The sequence below is a fragment of the Streptomyces sp. NPDC092296 genome (genome assembly GCF_044755465.1).
In the GTDB taxonomy this organism is placed as follows: Bacteria; Actinomycetota; Actinomycetes; order Streptomycetales; family Streptomycetaceae; genus Peterkaempfera.
In genome coordinates, this window is record NZ_JBIVRB010000002.1 from 480,571 (window position 1) to 499,675 (window position 19,105).

General features: G+C 74.2%; 17 protein-coding genes. 12 read left to right on the forward strand and 5 right to left on the reverse strand.

Annotated features, from left to right (window positions below; all coding sequences use genetic code 11):
- Positions 1 to 15: 15 nt before the first annotated feature.
- Complete coding sequence (locus ACIQGZ_RS09730; RefSeq protein WP_402600749.1) at positions 16 to 933, reverse strand: 5'-3' exonuclease H3TH domain-containing protein; 918 nt, start codon at positions 931 to 933, stop codon at positions 16 to 18.
- Between the two features lie 271 nt (positions 934 to 1,204).
- Between ACIQGZ_RS09730 and ACIQGZ_RS09735 the strand changes: the two genes are divergently transcribed.
- The 3 genes from ACIQGZ_RS09735 (at position 1,205) to ACIQGZ_RS09745 (ending at position 5,341) form a co-directional block, all read left to right on the forward strand.
- Positions 1,205 to 2,101, forward strand: coding sequence for a glycine betaine/L-proline ABC transporter ATP-binding protein (locus ACIQGZ_RS09735; protein ID WP_402600518.1), 897 nt, complete (start codon positions 1,205 to 1,207; stop codon positions 2,099 to 2,101).
- Positions 2,094 to 3,908, forward strand: coding sequence for an ABC transporter permease/substrate binding protein (locus ACIQGZ_RS09740; protein WP_402600520.1), 1,815 nt, complete (start codon positions 2,094 to 2,096; stop codon positions 3,906 to 3,908). Before ACIQGZ_RS09735 ends, ACIQGZ_RS09740 begins: the two co-directional genes overlap by 8 nt.
- Positions 3,909 to 4,009: 101 nt before the next feature.
- A complete protein-coding gene (locus ACIQGZ_RS09745; protein WP_402600522.1) occupies positions 4,010 to 5,341 on the forward strand; it encodes a DUF2510 domain-containing protein in 1,332 nt (443 codons plus the stop codon).
- Between the two features lie 72 nt (positions 5,342 to 5,413).
- Here ACIQGZ_RS09745 and ACIQGZ_RS09750 read toward each other — a convergent pair whose 3' ends face one another.
- A complete protein-coding gene (locus ACIQGZ_RS09750; protein ID WP_402600523.1) occupies positions 5,414 to 6,619 on the reverse strand; it encodes an alanine racemase in 1,206 nt (401 codons plus the stop codon).
- A gap of 67 nt (positions 6,620 to 6,686) precedes the next feature.
- The gene (locus ACIQGZ_RS09755; protein WP_402600525.1) at positions 6,687 to 7,538 is read right to left on the reverse strand and encodes a serine hydrolase; all 852 of its coding nucleotides are present in this window, start codon (positions 7,536 to 7,538) and stop codon (positions 6,687 to 6,689) included.
- A gap of 354 nt (positions 7,539 to 7,892) precedes the next feature.
- On the opposite strand from ACIQGZ_RS09755, the gene ACIQGZ_RS09760 reads away from it, so the two are divergent.
- Positions 7,893 to 8,639 (forward strand): SseB family protein, encoded by a 747-nt coding sequence (locus ACIQGZ_RS09760; RefSeq protein ID WP_402600751.1) that lies wholly within the window; start codon positions 7,893 to 7,895, stop codon positions 8,637 to 8,639.
- A gap of 75 nt (positions 8,640 to 8,714) precedes the next feature.
- Here ACIQGZ_RS09760 and ACIQGZ_RS09765 read toward each other — a convergent pair whose 3' ends face one another.
- Positions 8,715 to 9,083 carry a DUF1844 domain-containing protein gene (locus tag ACIQGZ_RS09765; protein WP_402600527.1) on the reverse strand — a complete coding sequence of 123 codons (369 nt, stop codon included), beginning with the start codon at positions 9,081 to 9,083 and terminating at the stop codon, positions 8,715 to 8,717.
- Positions 9,084 to 9,569: 486 nt separating this feature from the next.
- On the opposite strand from ACIQGZ_RS09765, the gene infC reads away from it, so the two are divergent.
- The 7 genes from infC to pheT all read left to right on the forward strand — a co-directional run bounded on the left by infC (position 9,570) and on the right by pheT (position 17,149).
- Positions 9,570 to 10,298, forward strand: a complete 729-nt coding sequence (gene infC, locus ACIQGZ_RS09770; protein ID WP_402600752.1) for a translation initiation factor IF-3 — start codon at positions 9,570 to 9,572, stop codon at positions 10,296 to 10,298.
- A gap of 106 nt (positions 10,299 to 10,404) precedes the next feature.
- Positions 10,405 to 10,599 carry a 50S ribosomal protein L35 gene (rpmI, locus tag ACIQGZ_RS09775; protein WP_402600529.1) on the forward strand — a complete coding sequence of 65 codons (195 nt, stop codon included), beginning with the start codon at positions 10,405 to 10,407 and terminating at the stop codon, positions 10,597 to 10,599.
- A 102-nt stretch (positions 10,600 to 10,701) separates the two neighbouring features.
- Positions 10,702 to 11,097 carry a 50S ribosomal protein L20 gene (rplT, locus tag ACIQGZ_RS09780; protein ID WP_402600530.1) on the forward strand — a complete coding sequence of 132 codons (396 nt, stop codon included), beginning with the start codon at positions 10,702 to 10,704 and terminating at the stop codon, positions 11,095 to 11,097.
- Between the two features lie 105 nt (positions 11,098 to 11,202).
- A complete protein-coding gene (locus tag ACIQGZ_RS09785) occupies positions 11,203 to 12,081 on the forward strand; it encodes a TrmH family RNA methyltransferase (protein ID WP_402600531.1) in 879 nt (292 codons plus the stop codon).
- Between the two features lie 66 nt (positions 12,082 to 12,147).
- Entirely contained in the window at positions 12,148 to 13,323 is a 1,176-nt protein-coding gene (locus ACIQGZ_RS09790; RefSeq protein WP_402600533.1) for an ATP-binding protein, read from the forward strand.
- 179 nt (positions 13,324 to 13,502) lie between these two features.
- A complete protein-coding gene (gene pheS / locus ACIQGZ_RS09795; protein ID WP_402600535.1) occupies positions 13,503 to 14,624 on the forward strand; it encodes a phenylalanine--tRNA ligase subunit alpha in 1,122 nt (373 codons plus the stop codon).
- The gene (gene pheT / locus ACIQGZ_RS09800) at positions 14,624 to 17,149 is read left to right on the forward strand and encodes a phenylalanine--tRNA ligase subunit beta (protein WP_402600536.1); all 2,526 of its coding nucleotides are present in this window, start codon (positions 14,624 to 14,626) and stop codon (positions 17,147 to 17,149) included. The genes pheS and pheT overlap by 1 nt, the downstream gene beginning before the upstream one ends.
- 91 nt (positions 17,150 to 17,240) lie before the next feature.
- Here pheT and ACIQGZ_RS09805 read toward each other — a convergent pair whose 3' ends face one another.
- Positions 17,241 to 17,627 carry a hypothetical protein gene (locus ACIQGZ_RS09805; protein ID WP_402600538.1) on the reverse strand — a complete coding sequence of 129 codons (387 nt, stop codon included), beginning with the start codon at positions 17,625 to 17,627 and terminating at the stop codon, positions 17,241 to 17,243.
- Between the two features lie 208 nt (positions 17,628 to 17,835).
- On the opposite strand from ACIQGZ_RS09805, the gene ACIQGZ_RS09810 reads away from it, so the two are divergent.
- The gene (locus ACIQGZ_RS09810) at positions 17,836 to 19,086 is read left to right on the forward strand and encodes a glycoside hydrolase family 10 protein (RefSeq protein WP_402600540.1); all 1,251 of its coding nucleotides are present in this window, start codon (positions 17,836 to 17,838) and stop codon (positions 19,084 to 19,086) included.
- Positions 19,087 to 19,105 lie beyond the last annotated feature (19 nt).

Genomic DNA, 19,105 nt, shown 5'->3' on the forward strand with positions numbered 1-19,105 from the left:
GCCCCCCGGCCGCCACTACCCCCGGCCGGGGGCGGCCAGGGCGTCCAGCAGGCGCTGCAACGAGGTGCCCAGACCCCAGCGGGCGGCCAGCTCCTCCAGGGTCATCGGGTCGAGCGGCTCCGCGGGCAGGGCTGGGTCGAGCACCGGCAGCGGAACGTCCCGGGCGACCCGGACGACCTCGGGGGCGACGGCCAGGTACGGGCCGGCCTCGGTGATCCGCCGCCGCAGCGCCGGGGTGAGCTGCGCGCCGGGGTCGGCGGCGGCGGCCTGGATGCCCGCCAGGTCACCGAACCGGTCGAGCAGCCTGGTCGCCGTCTTCTCCCCGACCCCGGCGACGCCCGGCAGCCCGTCGCTGGGGTCGCCGCGCAGCACGGCCAGGTCCGCGTAGCGGTCGCCCGCCACGCCGTACTTCTCGCGGAGCAGCGCGTCATCGGTGCTCTGCAGGGTGCCCATCCCCTTGATCGGGTAGAGCACCCGGACCGCGCGGGCGTCGTCCACCAGCTGGAAGAGGTCCCGGTCGCCGGTGACCACGTCCACCGGACCGGTGGCCTGGGCGGTCAGTGTGCCGATCACATCGTCCGCCTCGTAGCCGGGGGCGCCGACCCGGGCGATGCCGATCGCGTCCAGCACCTGCTCGATCACCGGGACCTGCGGGCGGAGCGTATCGGGCACCTCCTCCTCGCCGGGGGCGGCGGTCGGTGCGGCGGCGAGCCGGTGGGTCTTGTACGTGGGGATGAGGTCCACCCGCCACTGCGGCCGCCAGTCGGCGTCCATACAGGCGACCAGGTGGTCGGGGGAGTGGTCGGTCACCAGCCGGGCGATGAAGTCCAGCAGCCCGCGGACCGCGTTCACCGGCAGGCCGTCGGGGGACCTCAGCGTGTCGGGGACGCCGTAGTACGCACGGAAGTACAGCGAGGCGCTGTCGAGCAGCATCAGACGTGGGGCGGTCACGCCCCGATCATGCCGTACTCCGCCCGGTTGCCGCCGCCGTTGCGACCGGTTTGCGCACTTTGCAGGGACATATCCGATATTCGGTGACGGAAAGCGTCGGGAATCCGTGAGCGTCGCCACAATCCGGTTTGTACACGTACCAGGGCCGGGTATCCGGCCGCGAAAGCAATCCCGGTGCCGGCGCCCCCGCTGCGGCCGCCGCACCGCAGATCGAGAGGTACCTGTGTCCCTGCTGCTTTTGGAAGCAGACCACTTGTTCAAGGTGTTCGGGCAGCAGCCCGAACAGGCCGTCGAGCGGCTGCGCTCGGGAGCCACCCGCGAGGAGCTGCGAGAGGAGGGCGCCACCGCCGCCGTGGTGGACGCCGGGTTCGAGGTCGGTGCGGGCGAGATCTTCGTCATCATGGGCCTGTCAGGATCGGGCAAGTCCACCCTGCTGCGGATGCTCAACGGGCTCTCCCGGCCCACCGCCGGCCGGGTGGTCTTCGACGGCCAGGACCTGACCGCGCTGCCCGACAAGGAGCTGCGCGCGGTGCGCTCCCACCGGATCAGCATGGTCTTCCAGCACTTCGCGCTCTTCCCGCACCGCAGCGTGCTGGAGAACGCCGGCTACGGCCTGGAGGTGCAGGGCGTACCCCGCGAGGAACGCGACCGCCGCGCCACCGAGGCCCTGGAACTGGTCGGCCTCAGCGGCTGGCACGACTCCTGGCCGGACGAGCTGTCCGGCGGCATGCAGCAGCGGGTCGGCCTGGCCCGAGCGCTGGCCACCGACGCCGACCTGCTGCTGATGGACGAGTCCTTCAGCGCGCTCGACCCGCTGATCCGCCGCGAGATGCAGGAGCAACTGCTCCAGCTCCAGCAGCAGCTGCGCAAGAGCATCGTCTTCATCACCCACGACCTCAACGAGGCCATGCGGCTCGGTGACCGGATCGCGGTCATGCGCGACGGCCGCATCGTCCAGCAGGGCACCCCCGCCGAGATCGTGCTCTCGCCCGCCGACGCCTACGTCGCGGCGTTCGTCGAGGACGTCGACCGCGACCGGGTGCTCGGCCGCGACCGGGTGCTCGGCCGCGCCGCCGGGCGGGGCACGGAGGTGCCGCCGCAGGCCCGGCGGGCCGACGAGACCGGCGGCAAGGCGGTGCACCATGGCTAGGCTCCCCCTCGGCGACTGGGTCGAGAGCGCGGTCACCTTCCTCCGCGACCACTTCCAGCCCGTCTTCGACGGCATCACCACCGTCGTCGCCGGCATGTACGACGGCGTGGACGCGGTGCTGAGCGCCCCCAACCCGCTGCTGCTGGCCGGCGTCCTCGCCGTGCTGGCACTCTGGCTGCGCGGCCCGCTGGCCGCCGTGCTCTCCTTCGCCGGGCTCGCCCTCATCGACTCCGTCCAGCAGTGGGACGAGGCGATGTCCACCCTCTCGCTGGTGCTGGTCGCCAGCGTGATCACGGTGCTGCTCGCCGTACCGCTGGGCATCTGGGCGGCCCGCTCCACCGCCGTCAGCACCGCGCTGCGCCCGGTGCTCGACCTGATGCAGACCATGCCGGCCTTCGTCTATCTGATCCCCGGGATCTTCTTCTTCGGGATCGGCCAGGTGCCCGGCATCATCGCCACCATCGTCTTCTCGATGCCGCCGGGCGTCCGGATGACCGAGCTGGGCATCCGGCAGGTGGACGCCGAGCTGGTGGAGGCGGCCGAGGCGTTCGGTACCTCGCCCCGCCGCACCCTGCTGGGCGTCCAGCTGCCGCTGGCGCTGCCCACCATCATGGCCGGGGTCAACCAGGTGATCATGCTGGGGCTCTCCATGGTGGTCATCTCCGGGATGGTGGGCGGCGGCGGACTGGGCTCCTCCGTCTTCACCGCCATCAGCAACGTCGACATCGGCCTCGGCTTCGAGGGCGGCATCGCGGTGGTCATCCTCGCCATGTACCTGGACCGGATGACCGGCGCGCTCGGCCGCCGGGTCTCCCCGCTGGGCCGCCGCGCGCTGGCCCGGGAGGACTCCCACCGCCGCTCCCCGGTGCTGCGCTACCGGCCCAGCACCGCCGTCGCCTCGGCCGCCGTGGTGGCCCTCGCGCTGGTCGCGGGCGGCCTGCACGCCTTCGGCGGCAAGCAGTCCCAGGACCTGGCGCTGCCGGCCGGCGACAACATCGGCCAGGGCCGCACGGTCGACATCGGCTACATCAACTGGGACGAGGGCGTCGCCGCCAGCTTCCTGTGGAAGGAACTGCTGGAGGAGCGCGGCTACCGGCCCCGGCTGAGCAGCATGGACGTGGGCGCCCTCTACACCGGCATGGCGGCGGGCAAGATCGACGTCGAGCTGGACTCCTGGCTGCCGGTCACCCACGCCGACTACTGGGCCAAGTACCGCGACAGCCTCACCGACCTCGGCTCCTGGTACGGGCCGACGTCCCTGGAGGTCAGCGTGCCGTCGTACGTCAAGGACGTGCACTCGCTGGCCGACCTCAAGGGCAAGGGCAAGGAGTTCGGCGGCCGGATCATCGGCATCGAGCCGGGCGCCGGTGAGATGAAGCTGCTCGGCTCCACCGTCCTCAAGGGGTACGGCCTGGACCAGGAGTACCAGGTGACCACCGGCTCCACCGCCGGGATGCTCGCCCAGCTGGACAAGTCGATCAAGGCCCGGGAGCCGGTCGCGGTGGTGCTCTGGTCGCCGCACTGGGCGTACAGCAAGTACGACCTGACCAAGCTGGCCGACCCCAAGGGGCTGTTCGGCAAGGGCGACCGCATCCACACGCTGGCCCACAAGTCGTTCCCCACCGAGTTCCCGCATGTCTCGCAGTGGCTGAGGGACTTCCGGCTGACGGAGCAGCAGCTCGGCGGCCTGGAGCAGGCCATCAACGACGCCGGGCAGCACCATGAGCAGCAGGGCGTACGCAACTGGCTGAAGACCCAGCCGGGGCTGCTCGACCAGCTGGCCCCGGTGGAATCCGGCACCGCCTGACCGGCCCGACCCCGCTCCGCCCCGGGAGCCGCCGTGTTTCCGGGGCGGAGCCGGGGGGCCCTTGACCCCGGCCTTATCAGGCACGACGTAGCGTGCCGAACGTGACTGCGACGATTCCGTCCGGCTGGTACCCGGACCCGAGCGACAGCGGCGATGCGGACCGGCGGCTGCGGTGGTGGGACGGCACCGGCTGGACCGGCGACACCCGGCCCGTCCCGGTGGACGCGGTGGAGCCCGTGGCTGACGAGGCATCAGGGGATGTGCCGGGTCCGGCCGCTCCGGCCGAGGCCGCCGCTCCTCCCGCCGAGCCCGCTGAGCCCGTTCCGGCCGCCTCGCCTGTCGAGCCGGCCCCGCCCGCCGTGTCCGCCGAGCCGGCCGCCGCCGGGCCGGTGCTGCTCCCGGCACTGCCGGTGGCGCCCGGCCCGGCCTGGCCGCCCGGCTTCCCGCCGCCGGCCAAGCCGGCCCGCCGCCGCCCCTCGCGCGCGCTGGTGGTCGCGGTGGCGGTGGCGGCGCTGGTCGGCGCCGGTATCGGCTCCGGCGCCACCTACCTCGGTATGCGCGGCGACGACAGCCCCAGCGCCGCGTCCGCCCCGGCGGGCGGGCAGCGGGGCGGCACCGCCCCGCAGTTCGGTGAGGGCGGCGGCAGCGGTGGCAACGGCGGCTCGGGGGGCCGCGGCGGCTCGGGCGGTTTCGGTGGCCGCTCCGGCGGTTCGGGCGGCCTCGGCGGTTCGGGCGGCTTCGGCGGTTCGGGTGGCTTCGGCGGGTCCGGCGGCTCCGACGGCTCCGGCGGTTCGGACGGCTCCGGCAGCCTGGGCGGGCTCGGCGGCCTCGGCGGCCTCGGCGGCCTCGGTGGGCTGGGCGGCCTGGGCGGTGACGACGGCGGCGACTCCGGAGGCGCGGGCGGCGGCTCCGGCAGCGCGTCCGCCGGCACCGCCGTCGACACGGTCAACGGCATCTCGCTGCCCATACCGTCCGGCTGGACCGGCGGCACCACGAACGGCGGCTACGCCGCGCTGTCGATCGGCTCGTACTCCTGCTCCCAGTCACCGCAGTACGGCTGCACCCTCGGCGGCGTGGTCACCAGCACCCTGCCCGGCAGCTCGGCGGAGACCGCCGCCAAGAAGGACATCACCGCCGCCGTCAAGGAGTCCTACGGCGAGATCACCTCCCACCAGCAGCTGAAGTCCGAGCCGGTGACCGTGGCCGGCCGCCCCGGCTACCTGGTCCGCTGGAAGGTGGACGTCAAGACCGGCAACGACGGCTACGTCGAGACCGTGGTCTTCCCGGCCGGCAGTGGCAGCTCGCTGATCGCCGTGCACCTCGGCTTCGACGCCGTCGCCAAGGCCCCCGACGTCGGCCAGATGGACACCATCGTCAAGGGCATCCAGGACCACAGCGGGGGCGTGGCGGCCTCCGGCGGCGCCGGCACCTGAGCCCACCGCCGCACCGACGGCCGCCGGACCCGCAGCGGCGGGACCGGCGGCCGTCCGGCGTCACAGGAACGTTCACAGGAACGTCCTGCCCTCGCCCCGGTACGTCGGCACCGACTCCACCAGCCGGTCGCCGTCCACCAGGTGCAGCCGGTCGAACCGCTCGCACAGCTCCCCGGCCTTGGCGTGCCGGAACCACACCCGGTCCCCGATCAGCAGGTCGTCCGCCGCCGACCCCAGCAGCGGCGACTGCACCTCACCGGCCTGCTCCTGCGGGTCGTACCGCAGCCCCTCGGGCAGGTACGGCACCGGCAGCCGGTCCCGCCCGGCCGCGCCGGACGCCGGATAGCCGCCGCCCAGCACGGTCACCACGCCCACCCCGGGCCGCCGCACCACCGGCAGCGCGAACAGCGCGGCCGGGCGGCCCCGGAACGCCGTGTAGTTGTCGAACAGCCTCGGTACGTAGAGACCCGAACCCGCCGCCACCTCGGTCACCGCCGCCTCCGCCACCGTGGACTCCACACTGCCGGTGCCGCCGCCGTTGACGAACTCCAGGTCCGCCACCCGCCGCAGCGCCCGCACCACCTCGGCCCGCCGCACCGCCAGCTCCGCCCGCGCCCGCGCCTGCATCGCCCGGACCGCCCGGGAGCGCAGCGGCTGCCCCGCCACCCGGTCACCGACCCCCGCGACATGCCCCTCGTACGCCATCAGGCCCACCACCCGGAACCCGGGCCGGCGCTGCACCAGCTCGGCGAAGGCCACCAGGTCGCCGGGGGAGCGCAGCGGCGAGCGGCGCGCCCCGATCCGGACCCGGCCGCCCAGCATCCGCAGGGCGGTGTCCAGCTCCAGGCAGACCCGGATCTCCGCGCCCGCCCCCGGGCCGCCGCGCGCCGCGTCGATCAGCTCCAACTGCGCGGGGTCGTCCAGCAGCACGGTGATCGCCCCGGCCGCCTCGGGGTCGGCGGCCAGCTCCGCATAGCCGGACCGGTCGGCGGACGGGTAGGCCAGCAGGATGTCCCGGAACCCGCTCCCGGCCAGCCAGAGCGACTCCGCGAGCGTGAAGCTCATGATCCCGGCGAAGCCGTCCACCGCCAGCGCCCGGCGCAGCAGCGCCCGGCAGCGCACCGACTTGCTGGCCAGCCGGATCGGCTTGCCCCCGGCGCGACGCACCAGATCGGCCGCGTTGGCGTCGAAGGCCGCCAGGTCCACGATCGCCAGCGGCGCGTCCAGCCCGGCGGTCGCCCGGTCGTAGCGGGCGCGGTCAGCAGCGGGATTCACCATGGGCGAAGCGTGCCACAGCGCTGCTACCCGCCGGTAGATCCCGGACCCGGCCCCCGATGAACCGCTGTCAGGCGCCGGTCCCCAGTGCTTCGGTCAGCGCGGTGGCGGCGGCGGTGGCGGCCGATTCCGCCAGCGCGATCCCGCGTGCCTGCGTGGTGCTGCCGTCGGACAGCGCGGCGATCAGCAGCCGGTGGCCGTCGTGGGTCACCAGCCCGATGGAGTTGATCACCCAGAGCCCGGTGGCGCTCCGCGGCAGCCAGCCGTTCTTCACCAGGTACGCGCTGCCCGGGTCGGCGGCGGCCGGGACCCCCCAGGTCTGGTCCGCCTCGACCTGGCCCATCAGCGTCCGGAGGTACGCCTGTGAGGCCGCGCTGAGCGGCGAGTGGTCCCCGAACAGGACCAGCAGCAGCTTCAGCTGGTCCCCGGCGGTGGTCTCGGTCAGCCCCCAGTGCCGGTCGGCGCCGCCGGTGGTGGCGGTCAGCCCGAAGGTGCGGTTGGCGCTGTCCAGCCCGGCGGCCAGGCCGATCCGGGAGTAGAGGGCGTCGGCGGCGTCGTTGTCGCTGTTCTCGATCATCGTCCGGGCCCAGGCGCGCTCCTGGGCGGTCAGCTCCCGCCCGGCGTGCTGCGCCTGGAGCAGCAGCGTGGCCAGGATGTCGGCCTTGGCGACGCTGGCGGTGACGAAGGCGTGGCCGGTGGCGCCGGCGGTGGCGCTCAGCCCGGTGGCGAGGTCGGCCACCGCGACCGCCACCTTCCCCTCCGCCTTGGCGCTGACCGGCCGCATCGCCCGCTCGACCGCCGCCGCCACGGCCTGCGCCGGGCCGGGCGGGGTCGTGGGCGGGGCGGCCGGCGGGGGTGTGGCCGGCGGGGATATGGCCGGTGGCTTGGTCGGGGGCGGGACGGTCGTGGGCGGCGTGGTCACGGGTGCCGTCCTGGTGGACGCCACCGGGGCCGCCGCCGCAGCGGCGCTGCCCCCCGGTCCCTCAGTCGTCATATGCACCGCCAGCCCCGTCCCGACCGCCCCGACCGCCGCCAGCGCGACCGTCCGGGAGACCACCCTGCCCCATCGCCACCTCCGCCGCCCCGGCCGCCCGTCCGGCGACCGCTCCGCCGGGGTCAGCATCTCCGTTTCCCGTCCTGGCATGCCCAGGACCCTAGAAACCCACCCTGCGAGGGAAGTGAGAACACCATGAGCGCTCCCTGAGAACGCGCGCGCCCTTGCCGAACGCGGGCGGCCTGAAAGCCCCGTCGAGGGGTCGCATACCCTCGTGGGGTGGTGCAGCCCAAGAACATCCCGGACCCCGGCTTCGCCGGTGACAGCGGCGGCGCCGACCCGCGCCTGGCCGAAGCCCTCGCCCGCTGGGCGGCCGACCCCGAGGCCGGTGAGGCCGAGCTGCTCGCCGCACTCGCCGCCGCCCGGGTGATGGTGCCGGTGGTGGCGCTGCTCGGTGAGGCCGAGACCGGCCCCGACGGCCTGCGGCGGGAGAAGAGCAGCGACATGGCGGTGCCGGTCGTGCAGGCGGCGGACGGCCGCCGGGCGCTGCCCGCCTTCAGCTCGCTGGAGACCCTGGCCCGCTGGCGGGCCGACGCCCGGCCGGTGCCGGTGCACGGCCGCCAGGCCGTGCTGGCGGCCTACTCGGAGCGGGCCGACACCCTGCTGCTCGACCCGGCGGGGCCGGTCGCCTACCAGCTGACCGGTGCGCCGATGCGGGCGCTGGCCGAGGGCCGCGAGCACCTGCCGCCGGCCCGCGACCCGGAGGTGCTGGCGGCGGTACGGCGCGTGGTGGCGGCGGAGCCTTCCGTACGGCGCGCCTATCTGCGCCCGGCCGAGCAGACCGACGCACTGGTGGCGCTGGTGCCGGAGCCCGCCGCCGACACCGAGGCGGTACGGGACGCCGCCCGGCGGATCGCCGGTTCGCTGGCCGCCGACGAGCTGCTGCGGGTGCGGCTGGACCGGGGCCTGGACCTCGCCCTACTGCCCGCCACGGCGGCCGTCGAGGGCGAGCCGCTGTACGCCCGCTGAAGCCGGTACGCCCGCTGAAACCGGTACGCGTAGGGGGGCGCCCGCCGGGCGCCCCCCTACGTCGTGGCGCTGGTGTCAGCCGTAGACCGGGCCGGTGAGCTTCTCGCCCGGACCCTGGCCCGGCGCGTCCGGCACCAGCGACGCCTCGCGGAAGGCCAGCTGGAGCGAGCGCAGCCCGTCGCGCAGCGGCGCGGCGTGGAAGTTGCTGATGTCGGGCGCGCTCGCGGTGACCAGGCCGGCCAGCGCGGTGATCAGCTTGCGGGCCTCGTCCAGGTCCTTGTGCTGGTCGCCGTCCTCGGTGAGCCCGCACTTGACGGCGGCGGCGCTCATCAGGTGCACCGCCAGGGTGGTGATCACCTCGACGGCGGGCACGTCCGCCAGGTCGCGGGTGGCGTCGTCCTCGTGCTGGGGCTCGTCGGGGGCGGAGTCGGGCTGGGTGCTCATGTTCTCGCTTGTCTCTGCGGGTGGTCCCTCGCGGGACGGCTCTTCCCGCGAGCGTACGCGGCGGGGTGCGGATTAACGCGGGGGCCTCGGACGCTGTATGCTTTGAGACTGACCGGCTGCGCACCACGCCTTGTGTATGCACAACGTTGTGTGCGGCCAACAAGTGGAGGCTCCACGTACAGGGACCCGATCGGGTTTCCCGTCAGTCTCCCACCCGATCGGCTCCAGGGTCGACGGGTCCCGGTCTGCGGCGGGCGTCCCAGTGCGTCCCAGCCGCTTCATGCGCCGCGCGAGCTTGCTCGCGGGGGCGCTTCCGGTTGTTGTGGAGCCCCGCCTGTGTACCGTGCGGGGCTTTTTTCGTGTCCGCGGTGCGCGCCCGACGAGGCGCGTAGCGCAGCGCGGATGAAGTCCCGCCCGGTGGTCGAGTCGACACGTGCGACCGCCGCCCGACGGCCGCATCGGAAAAGGTGCAACCGAGGAGGCCCCATCAGCACCGAGCCCCGCATCAACGACCGGATTCGCGTCCCCGAGGTGCGACTCGTCGGTCCCAGTGGCGAGCAGGTCGGCATCGTGCCGCTTGCCAAGGCGCTGGAGCTTGCCCAGGAGTACGACCTGGACCTCGTAGAGGTCGCGGCGACCGCACGGCCGCCGGTGTGCAAGCTCATGGACTACGGCAAGTTCAAGTACGAGTCGGCCATGAAGGCCCGTGAGGCGCGCAAGAACCAGGCGCACACGGTCATCAAGGAGATGAAGCTCCGGCCGAAGATCGACCCGCACGACTACGACACCAAAAAGGGTCACGTCGTCCGGTTCCTCAAGCAGGGCGACAAGGTCAAGATCACGATCATGTTCCGCGGTCGTGAGCAGTCCCGTCCCGAGCTGGGCTTCCGACTGCTGCAGCGGCTCGCGAACGACGTCCAGGACCTGGGCTTCATCGAGTCCTCGCCCAAGCAGGACGGCCGAAACATGATCATGGTTCTCGGCCCGCACAAGAAGAAGACCGAGGCGATGGCCGAGGCCCGCGAGGCCGCGGCGGCCCGCAAGGCCGAGCGTCAGGGCCGTACTGTCGGCGGCGACGCCGACGAGGACTTCGACGACGTGCAGGACGACGCGCAGGCCCAGGACGACGCGGCGACCCCGGACGATGTGAAGACTCCGGACGACGTGGAGACTCCGGCCGAGGCACAGACCCCGGCCGAGGCCCAGGCCGAGTAGTACGCCGGTGCCGGGGCGTCCCCGCGCCGGTGCCCGAAGATCCATCCAGCGCTCCCGCCTGTGCCGTGTACGGGCGGGAGCGGAACGACGAGGAGAGTACGGCGACATGCCGAAGAACAAGACGCACAGCGGCGCCAGCAAGCGCTTCAAGCTCACTGGTACCGGCAAGGTGGTGCGCCAGCGCGCCGGCCGTCGTCACCTGCTTGAGCACAAGTCCTCGACGCTGACCCGCCGCCTGGCCGGCACGGTCGAGATGGCCCCGGCCGACGCCAAGAAGGTCAAGAAGCTTCTCGGCAAGTGATTCAGGCCCCGCGCCCGGGGCGCGGGACCGGCCGATCCTTCCCGACCTATTCGAATGCGGACCGCGTGAAGACGTCCGCGGTCCTACCCAAGGAGTAATGCAGTGGCACGCGTCAAGCGGGCAGTGAACGCCCACAAGAAGCGCCGGGTCATCCTCGAGCGGGCCAGCGGCTACCGCGGCCAGCGGTCTCGCCTGTACCGCAAGGCGAAGGAGCAGGTCACCCACTCCCTCGTCTACAACTACAACGACCGCAAGAAGCGCAAGGGCGACTTCCGCCAGCTGTGGATCCAGCGGATCAACGCCGCCGCGCGTGCGAACGGCATCACCTACAACCGCTTCGTCCAGGGTCTGAAGGCTGCCAACGTCGAGATCGACCGCAAGATGCTGGCCGAGCTCGCGGTGAACGACCCGGGTGCCTTCGCGACCCTCGTCGAGGTGGCGCAGAAGGCGCTCCCGGCCGACGTGAACGCCCCCAAGGCCGCCGCCGACGCCGCCTGATCCAGGCTGGACCGGACCCGCGGGCGCGCCCCTTCCGGCGCGCCCGCGGGTCCGTTCGTCGTCCGCCGCCGGGCTGCTCCGCCCGGGAACCCCGCAGAAAGCGCCATGCCTACCACCGACCGTCCCGAGCCGGGCCCCCTGCTGACCTCCCTGCGCTCCCCCCGGGTCATCGCGGCCCGGCGGCTCGCCCGCCGCGCCCAGCGCACCAAGGAGCGCCGCTTCATCGCGGAGGGCCCGCAGGCCGTCCGGGAGGCCGTGGCGTACGGGCGGCTGCCCGGCACCGCCGAGCACGCCGTGGTGGAGATCTACACCACCCCCGAGGCCGCCGAGCGGCACGCCGACATCACCGGCGCCGCCCGCGCCGCCGGCGTCCCGGTGCTGACCGCCGCCGACGAGGTGATCGCGGACCTGTGCCAGACGGTCACCCCGCAGGGCATCGTCGGGGTCTGCCGCTTCGTGGACACCCCCTTCGACGCGGTGCTCGCGGCCCGCCCCCGGCTGGTGGCCGTCCTCGCGCACGTCCGCGACCCGGGCAACGCCGGTACCGTACTGCGCACCGCCGACGCGGCCGGCGCCGACGCGGTGGTGCTCACCGACGCCTCGGTGGACCTCTACAACCCCAAGGCCGTCCGCGCCTCGGTCGGCAGCCTCTTCCACGTCCCGGTGGCCGTCGGCGTGCCGGTGGAGACCGCCGTCGCCGGGCTGCGCCGGGCGGGGGTGCGGGTGCTGGCGGCGGACGGCGCGGGCGACCGCGACCTGGACGCCGAGCTGGACGACGGCACGCTGGCAGGCCCGTCCGCCTGGGTCTTCGGCAATGAGGCATGGGGCTTGCCGGAGGCGACCCGGGCGCTCACCGACGCCGTCGTACGGGTCCCGATCCACGGCCACGCGGAGAGCCTCAACCTGGCCACCGCCGCAGCGGTGTGCCTCTACGCGTCCGCGCGTGCCCAGCGCGTAGCGGGTGGGTGCCGCGCGACCGGGTAGAGACGCTACTGTGTGGCCCGTCGGGGCCCGGTGGCACCGGTCGGCCAGCACCCGGGGGGAAGCGGATTGTCCCAGCACAGTGAGGACGCTGCCAGCGAGGAGGCCCGCCGCGCGGACGCCGGCGGCGACGCGGGGCCGGGGCTCGACCCGGACGACCTGCCCGACGGGCTGGTGATCGCGGACCGGCACGGCGACATCGTCTGCTTCAACACCGCCGCCGTCCGGATCACCGGCGTCGACCGCGCCCGCGCCCTCGGCCGCCCGCTCGCCGAGGCCCTGCCGCTGGAGGACCTGGACGGCCGCCGCTGGTGGCAGTGGACCGACCCATACGGCGGCCTGGCCACCCGCACCCGGCAGCCGGAGCGCAACTTACTGCTGCCGGGCGGCCGCGAAGTGCTGGTCTCCGCCCGCTACGTACGCGACGCCCGCTGCGGGCCGGTGCGGCAGCTGGTGGTGGCGCTGCGCGGCACCGAGGCCCGGCGCCGCACCGAGCGCAGCCACGCCGAGCTGATCGCCACCGTCGCCCATGAGCTGCGCTCCCCGCTGACCAGCGTCAAGGGCTTCACGGCGACCCTGCTGAGCAAGTGGGAGCGCTTCACCGAGGACCAGAAGAAGCTGATGCTGGAGACGGTCGACGCCGACGCCGACCGGGTCACCCGGCTGATCGCCGAACTGCTGGACATCTCCCGGATCGACGCCGGCCGGCTGGAGGTCCGCCGCCAGGTGGTGGACATCGCCTCCGCCGTGCACCGGCACACCGACAGCATGGCCGCGGCGGGCATCGCCGCGGAGCGGTTCCTGATCCGGGTGCACCAGCCGCTGCCGCAGCTGTGGGCGGACCCCGACAAGGTGGACCAGGTGCTGTGGAACCTGCTGGAAAACGCGGTGCGCCACGGCGAGGGGACTGTCACCATCGAGGTGGAGCCCGCCAGGGAACTGGTCGAGGGCCCGGCCGAGCGCCGACCGCCCGGCACGCCGCGCCCCGAGCCCGCCGGGCGCGTACTGGAAGGGACGGCCGTCACCGTGAGCGACGAGGGCCCCGGCATCCCGGAGGACTCCATCCAGCGCGTCTTCACCCGCTTCTGGCGGGGCAGCAAGCGCGGCGGCACCGGCCTGGGCCTGTACATCGTCAAGGGCATCGTCGAGGCGCACGGCGGGACCATCCGGGTCGGCCGCGCGCCCGGCGGCGGCGCCAGGTTCCGATTCATCCTGCCCGCCGGAATCCCCGACTTCATGCTGTAGGGGCCGCCCGGCGGGCTTCCCCGGCCCGGACCCTCCACCCGGTGCGACTAGACTCGCTGGATGGCGTCGCGCGATGTCCTGCGCCGGCGCGCCGGAAGTCAGGCACACCACACCCCTGGACCCGGCCGGGCCACGCCCCCACCCGAGCACGGACGAGCAGGAGCACGGGAAAGATAGAGATGTCGGCACCCAACAAGTCGTATGACCCGGTCGAGGTCGAGGTCCTCAAGCCGGAGGTGGTCGAGCGGATGCGCGACGAGGCCCTGGCGGCCGTCGCCGCCGCCGGCGACCTCCAGGCGCTCCACGAGGTCAAGGTCGCCCAGACCGGAGACCGCTCGCCGCTGGCCCTGGCCAACCGAGAGATCGGCGCCCTGCCGCCGCACGCCAAGGCCGACGCCGGCAAGCGCGTCGGACAGGCGCGCGGCGCCGTCAACCAGGCCCTGGCCCGGCGCCGGGTGGAGCTGGAGGCCGAGCGGGACGCCCGCGTGCTGGTCGAGGAGGCGGTGGACGTCACCCTGCCGTACGACCGCGCGCCCGGCGGCGCCCGGCACCCGCTGACCACCCTCACCGAGCTGATCCAGGACACCTTCACGGCCATGGGCTACACCGTGGCCGAGGGGCCCGAGGTCGAGGCGGAGTGGCTCAACTTCGACGCCCTCAACCTGGGCCCGGACCACCCGGCGCGGTCGATGCAGGACACCTTCTTCGTCGCCGCGCCCGACGGCTCCCCCGACTCCGGGGTGGTCCTGCGCACCCACACCTCCCCGGTGCAGGCCCGCACCATGCTGCACCGCGAGCCGCCGATCTACGTGGTGTGCCCCGGCCGGACCTTCCGCACCGACGAGCTGGACGCCACCCACACCCCGGTCTTCGGCCAGGTCGAGGGGCTGGCCGTGGACGAGGGCATCACCTTCGCCGACCTCAAGGGCACCCTGGAGCACTTCGCCGCCGCCATGTTCGGCGACGGCCTGGAGATGCGCTGGCGGCCCTCGTACTTCCCGTTCACCGAGCCGTCCGCCGAGATCGACCTCCAGTGCTTCGTCTGCCGGGGCGAGAGCGTCGGCAACCCGGACCGCCCCTGCCGGACCTGCTCCTCGGAGGGCTGGATCGAGCTGGGCGGCTGCGGCGTGGTGAACCCCCGGGTGCTGACCGCCTGCGGCATCGACCCCGAGCGGTACAGCGGCTTCGCCTTCGGCCTCGGCCTGGAGCGAATCCTGATGAACCGTCACAACGTCGAGGACATGCGAGACATCGTGGAGGGTGACGTGCGCTTCACCCTCCCCTTCGGGATGGAGATCTGATGCGGGTCCCGCTTTCGTGGCTGCGGGAGTACGTCGACCTGCCGGCCGGCGAGACCGGCCGCGACGTCGCAGCGCGGCTGGTCGACGCCGGCCTTGAGGTCGAGACCGTCGAGCAGCTCGGCGCCGACCTCAAGGGCCCCCTGGTCGTCGGCCGGGTGCTGGCGATCGAGGAGCTGACCGACTTCAAGAAGCCGATCCGCTACTGCCAGGTCGACGTCGGCCCGGCCAACGGCACCGGCGAGCCGCAGAACATCGTCTGCGGCGCCCGGAACTTCGCCGTCGGTGACCTGGTCGTCGTGGTGCTGCCCGGCGCCGTCCTGCCCGGCCCGTTCCCCATCGCCGCCCGCAAGACCTACGGCAAGGTCTCCGAGGGCATGATCTGCTCCGCCCGCGAGCTGGGCATGGGCGACGATCACGACGGCATCATCGTGCTTCCCGGGGAGTACGAGCCCGGCACCGACGCCATCGAGCTGCTGGAACTGGTCGACGAGGTGCTGGACATCGCCGTCACCCCCGACCGGGGCTACTGCCTCTCGATGCGCGGCGTCGCCCGGGAGGCGGCCACCGCCTACGGCCGCCCGCTCACCGACCCGGCGCTGCTGGACGTACCGGCGGCCAACCCGGCCGGCTACCCGGTCCGGATCGACGAACCGGCCGGCTGCGACCGCTTCACCGCCCGCGCGGTGACCGGCGTCGACCCGTCCGCGCCGTCCCCGATCCGGATGCGCCGCCGCCTCCAGAAGGCCGGCATGCGGCCCGTCTCGCTGACCGTCGACATCACCAACTACGTGATGCTGGAGATCGGCCAGCCGCTGCACGCCTACGACCGCTCCCGGCTGACCGGCACCGTCTCGGTACGCCGCGCCCGGACCGGCGAGAAGCTGCGCACCCTGGACGGCACCGACCGCGCGCTGTCCCCCGAGGACCTGCTGATCTGCGACGACTCCGGCCCGATCGGGCTGGCCGGCGTGATGGGCGGCGCCACCACCGAGATCGCCGACCACGCCGTGGACGAGACCGGGCAGTCGCTGGGCACCACCGACGTCCTGATCGAGGCCGCGCACTTCGAGTCGGTCAGCATCGCCCGCACCGCCCGGCGGCACAAGCTGCCCTCCGAGGCGTCCAAGCGCTTCGAGCGCGGCGTCGACCCCCAGGCCGCGCCCGCCGCCGCCCAGCGGGCGGTCGAGCTGCTGGTCACGCTCGGCGGCGGCACCGCCGAGGCCGGGGTCACCGACGTGGCCGCCCCGCAGCCGCAGCACACCATCACCATCGCCGCCGAGCACCCCGGCCGGGTGGCCGGCACCGCGTACGACCGGGAGACCGTCGTCCGGCGCCTGCGGGAGGTCGGCTGCACCATCGCCGGCACCGACCCGCTCACCGTCACCCCGCCGAGCTGGCGCCCCGACCTCACCGACCCCAACGACCTGGCCGAAGAGGTCATCCGGCTGGAGGGCTACGACAACGTCCCCTCCCGGATGCCGCAGGTCCCGCCGGGTCGCGGCCTCACCGCCGCACAGAAGCGGCTGCGCCGCGTCGGCCGGGCACTGGCCGGGGCCGGCTACGTCGAGGTGCAGAACTACCCGTTCCTCGGCGCCGCCGCCCTCGACGCCCTCGGCCTGGAGCCGGACGACCCGCGCCGCACCACGGTCACGCTGGTCAACCCGCTCTCCGACGAGGAGCCGGGACTGCGCACCACGCTGCTGCCCGGCCTGCTCGCCACGCTGCGCCGCAACGTCGGCCGGGGCAACACCGACCTGGCGGTCTTCGAAACCGGCCTGGTCTTCCTGCCCAAGGCCGAGCGGACCGTCGCCCCTCGGCTGCCCGTCGACCGCCGGCCCACCGACGAGGAGCTGGCCGCCCTCGACGCCGCACTGCCGGACCAGCCGCGCCGCGTCGCGGTCGCGCTGGCCGGCGAGCGGGAGCCGGCCGGCTGGTGGGGGGCCGCCCGCCCGGCCGACTGGGCCGACGCCGTGGAGGCGGGGCGGGTCGTGGCCCGCGCCGCCGGGTTCGAGCTGGTCGTCCGCCAGGCGCAGTACGCGCCCTGGCACCCGGGCCGCTGCGCCGAGCTGCTGGTGGTCGGGGCCGACGGCACCGAGCGGACGGTCGGCCACGCGGGCGAGCTGCACCCGCGCGTGATCAAGGCGCTGCACCTGCCGGAGCGGACCTGCGCGATGGAGCTCGACCTCGACCAGCTCGCCGCCGACGGCGAGCAGCGGACCATCGCGCCGACCGTCTCCGGTTACCCGGTGGCCACCCAGGACGTCGCGCTGGTGGTGGACGCCGCCGTGCACGCCGCCGACGTCGAGTCCGCGCTGCGGGCCGGGGCCGGGCCGCTGCTGGAGTCGCTGCGCCTGTTCGACGTCTTCACCGGCGAGCAGCTCGGCGCCGACCGCAAGTCGCTGGCGTACGCGCTGCGGTTCCGGGCCCAGGACCGCACGCTGACCGCCGAGGAGGCGAGCGCCGCGCGGGACGCGGCGGTCGCCGAGGCGGTCTCCCGTACCGGAGCCGTGCTGCGCGGCGCCTGACCCGGAACGTACGCCGCCCCGATCCGGGACCTCCCGGGCCGGGGCGGCGTCATGTCTGCCGGGCCGGGCCGGGCCGGGCTCGCGGCGCGGGCTAGGCGTGCCCCTCCGCCTTCAGCCAGCGCTGCGCCGCCTGGAACTCCGCCGCGATGGCCAGGGCATCGCCCAGGGCCTGTGCCACGTCCGGGGGCGTGGCCTGCTCCAGCGGGGGCCGGTCGGCGGCGGTCAGCTCCGCCATCGAGCGGCGCACCCGCTCCCGTTCCCAGTCGGCGAAGCGCCGCGCCTCGTCCGGCTCCAGGGCGCGCAGCCTGGTCCAGCGGCGGCGCAGGTCCGCAACCTCGCCCGGCTGCGAGTCCGGCTGTGAGTCCGGCTGTGAGTCCGACTGGGCCAGCTCGTCAAGCCACCGCTTCACCAGGCGGTCGACGACGGCCGCGTCATCGACCGGGCGCGGAAGATCCTTGCGCTTGCGCCAGAGTCTCATCGATCTCCCCCTGTGTAGGCCGGACGATCGAAGAACCCTACAGCCTGCCCGTTCGCCTGTTCCCGGCCGTCGCTGACGGGCCGTCCGCCGACCGCGCACGGCGCAGGAGTGAACCCGGGGCCGCGCCCGTGTGGCGGATTGCGCCCCGGCCTGCCCTCGGCGGAGCATGCGGCTCGGGGCGGACCGGCCGCCCGGGAGCGGTGGAGCCATGGCAGCACAGCAGAGCGGTACCGGCCAGAGCCCGAGCGGAACCACCCGGCGCGGGGCGCTGACCGCCGGCGCGGCGGTGGCCGCCGGGCTGCTGCTCACCGCCGCCGCGCCCGCCCGGGGGGCGGCCCGGCCGCAGATGCGCGGCCTGTGGGCCGCCAGCGTCGCCAACACCGACTGGCCGTCCAAGCCCGGTCTGCCCGCCGCGCAGCAGCGCAAGGAGCTGACCGACCTGCTCGACCTGGCCGTCCGCAACCGGCTCAATGCCGTCTTCCTCCAGGTCCGCCCGACTGCGGATGCCTTCTGGCCGTCCGAGTACGAGCCCTGGTCCCGGTATCTGACGGGCACTCAGGGCCGCGACCCCGGCTGGGACCCGCTGGGCACCGCCGTCACCGAGGCCCATCGGCGCGGACTTCAGCTGCACGCCTGGTGCAACCCGTACCGGATCGGCACCGACGACCGGCTGAGCGCCCTCGCCCCGGCCCACCCGGCCCGCCGTAACCCCGACTGGGTGGTTAGCCACGGTGGGAAGCTCTACTACAACCCGGGCCTGCCCGAGGTGCGGGAGCACGTCGAGCAGGCGGTGCTGGACGCGGTCCGCCGCTACCCGGTGGACGGGGTGCACTTCGACGACTACTTCTACCCGTACCCGATCAAGGGCCAGCGCTTTGACGACGACGCCGCCTATGCCGCGCACGGTGGCGGGCACGACCGGGGGGCGTGGCGGCGGCACAACACCGACCTGCTGGTCAGCGAGCTGCACCAGCGCATCCGGCAGTTGCGCCCCGGGGTCGCGTTCGGGGTGAGCCCCTTCGGGGTGTGGCGCAACCGGGCCACCGACCCGACGGGGTCCGCGACCAAGGCGGGCGTGCAGGCGTACGACGACCTGTACGCGGACACCCGCCGCTGGGTCCGCGAGGGCTGGATCGACTACATCGCGCCCCAGCTGTACTGGAACATCGGTTTCGCCGCCGCCGACTACGCGGTGCTGGTCGACTGGTGGGCGCGGCAGGTGGCCGGCACCGGCGTGCGGCTGTACGTGGGGGAGGCCGTCTACCGGGCGGGCGCCCCGGGCGCGGCAGCCGCCTGGCAGAACCCGGCGGAACTCAGCCGCCATCTCGACCTGTGCGAGCGCAACCCCCAGGTCGGCGGCCATCTGCACTACAACGCGACGGCGGTCCGCCGCGACCGGATCGGCGCCTTCGCCCGCCTGGTCAAGGACCACTACCCGACCCCGGTACCGGCCTCCTGACCCCCGCCGACCAGCCCCG

Excerpts from the sequence above, each read along its gene's own strand:
- ACIQGZ_RS09740 (WP_402600520.1), top strand. The coding sequence starts at position 2,094 with ATGGCTAGGCTCCCCCTCGGCGACTGGGTCGAGAGCGCGGTCACCTTC.
- pheS (WP_402600535.1), top strand. The coding sequence starts at position 13,503 with ATGTCGGCACCCAACAAGTCGTATGACCCGGTCGAGGTCGAGGTCCTC.
- rpmI (WP_402600529.1), top strand. The coding sequence starts at position 10,405 with ATGCCGAAGAACAAGACGCACAGCGGCGCCAGCAAGCGCTTCAAGCTC.
- ACIQGZ_RS09750 (WP_402600523.1), bottom strand. The coding sequence starts at position 6,619 with ATGGTGAATCCCGCTGCTGACCGCGCCCGCTACGACCGGGCGACCGCC.
- ACIQGZ_RS09765 (WP_402600527.1), bottom strand. The coding sequence starts at position 9,083 with ATGAGCACCCAGCCCGACTCCGCCCCCGACGAGCCCCAGCACGAGGAC.
- ACIQGZ_RS09730 (WP_402600749.1), bottom strand. The coding sequence starts at position 933 with ATGCTGCTCGACAGCGCCTCGCTGTACTTCCGTGCGTACTACGGCGTC.
- pheT (WP_402600536.1), top strand. The coding sequence starts at position 14,624 with ATGCGGGTCCCGCTTTCGTGGCTGCGGGAGTACGTCGACCTGCCGGCC.
- ACIQGZ_RS09810 (WP_402600540.1), top strand. The coding sequence starts at position 17,836 with ATGGCAGCACAGCAGAGCGGTACCGGCCAGAGCCCGAGCGGAACCACC.
- ACIQGZ_RS09805 (WP_402600538.1), bottom strand. The coding sequence starts at position 17,627 with ATGAGACTCTGGCGCAAGCGCAAGGATCTTCCGCGCCCGGTCGATGAC.
- ACIQGZ_RS09785 (WP_402600531.1), top strand. The coding sequence starts at position 11,203 with ATGCCTACCACCGACCGTCCCGAGCCGGGCCCCCTGCTGACCTCCCTG.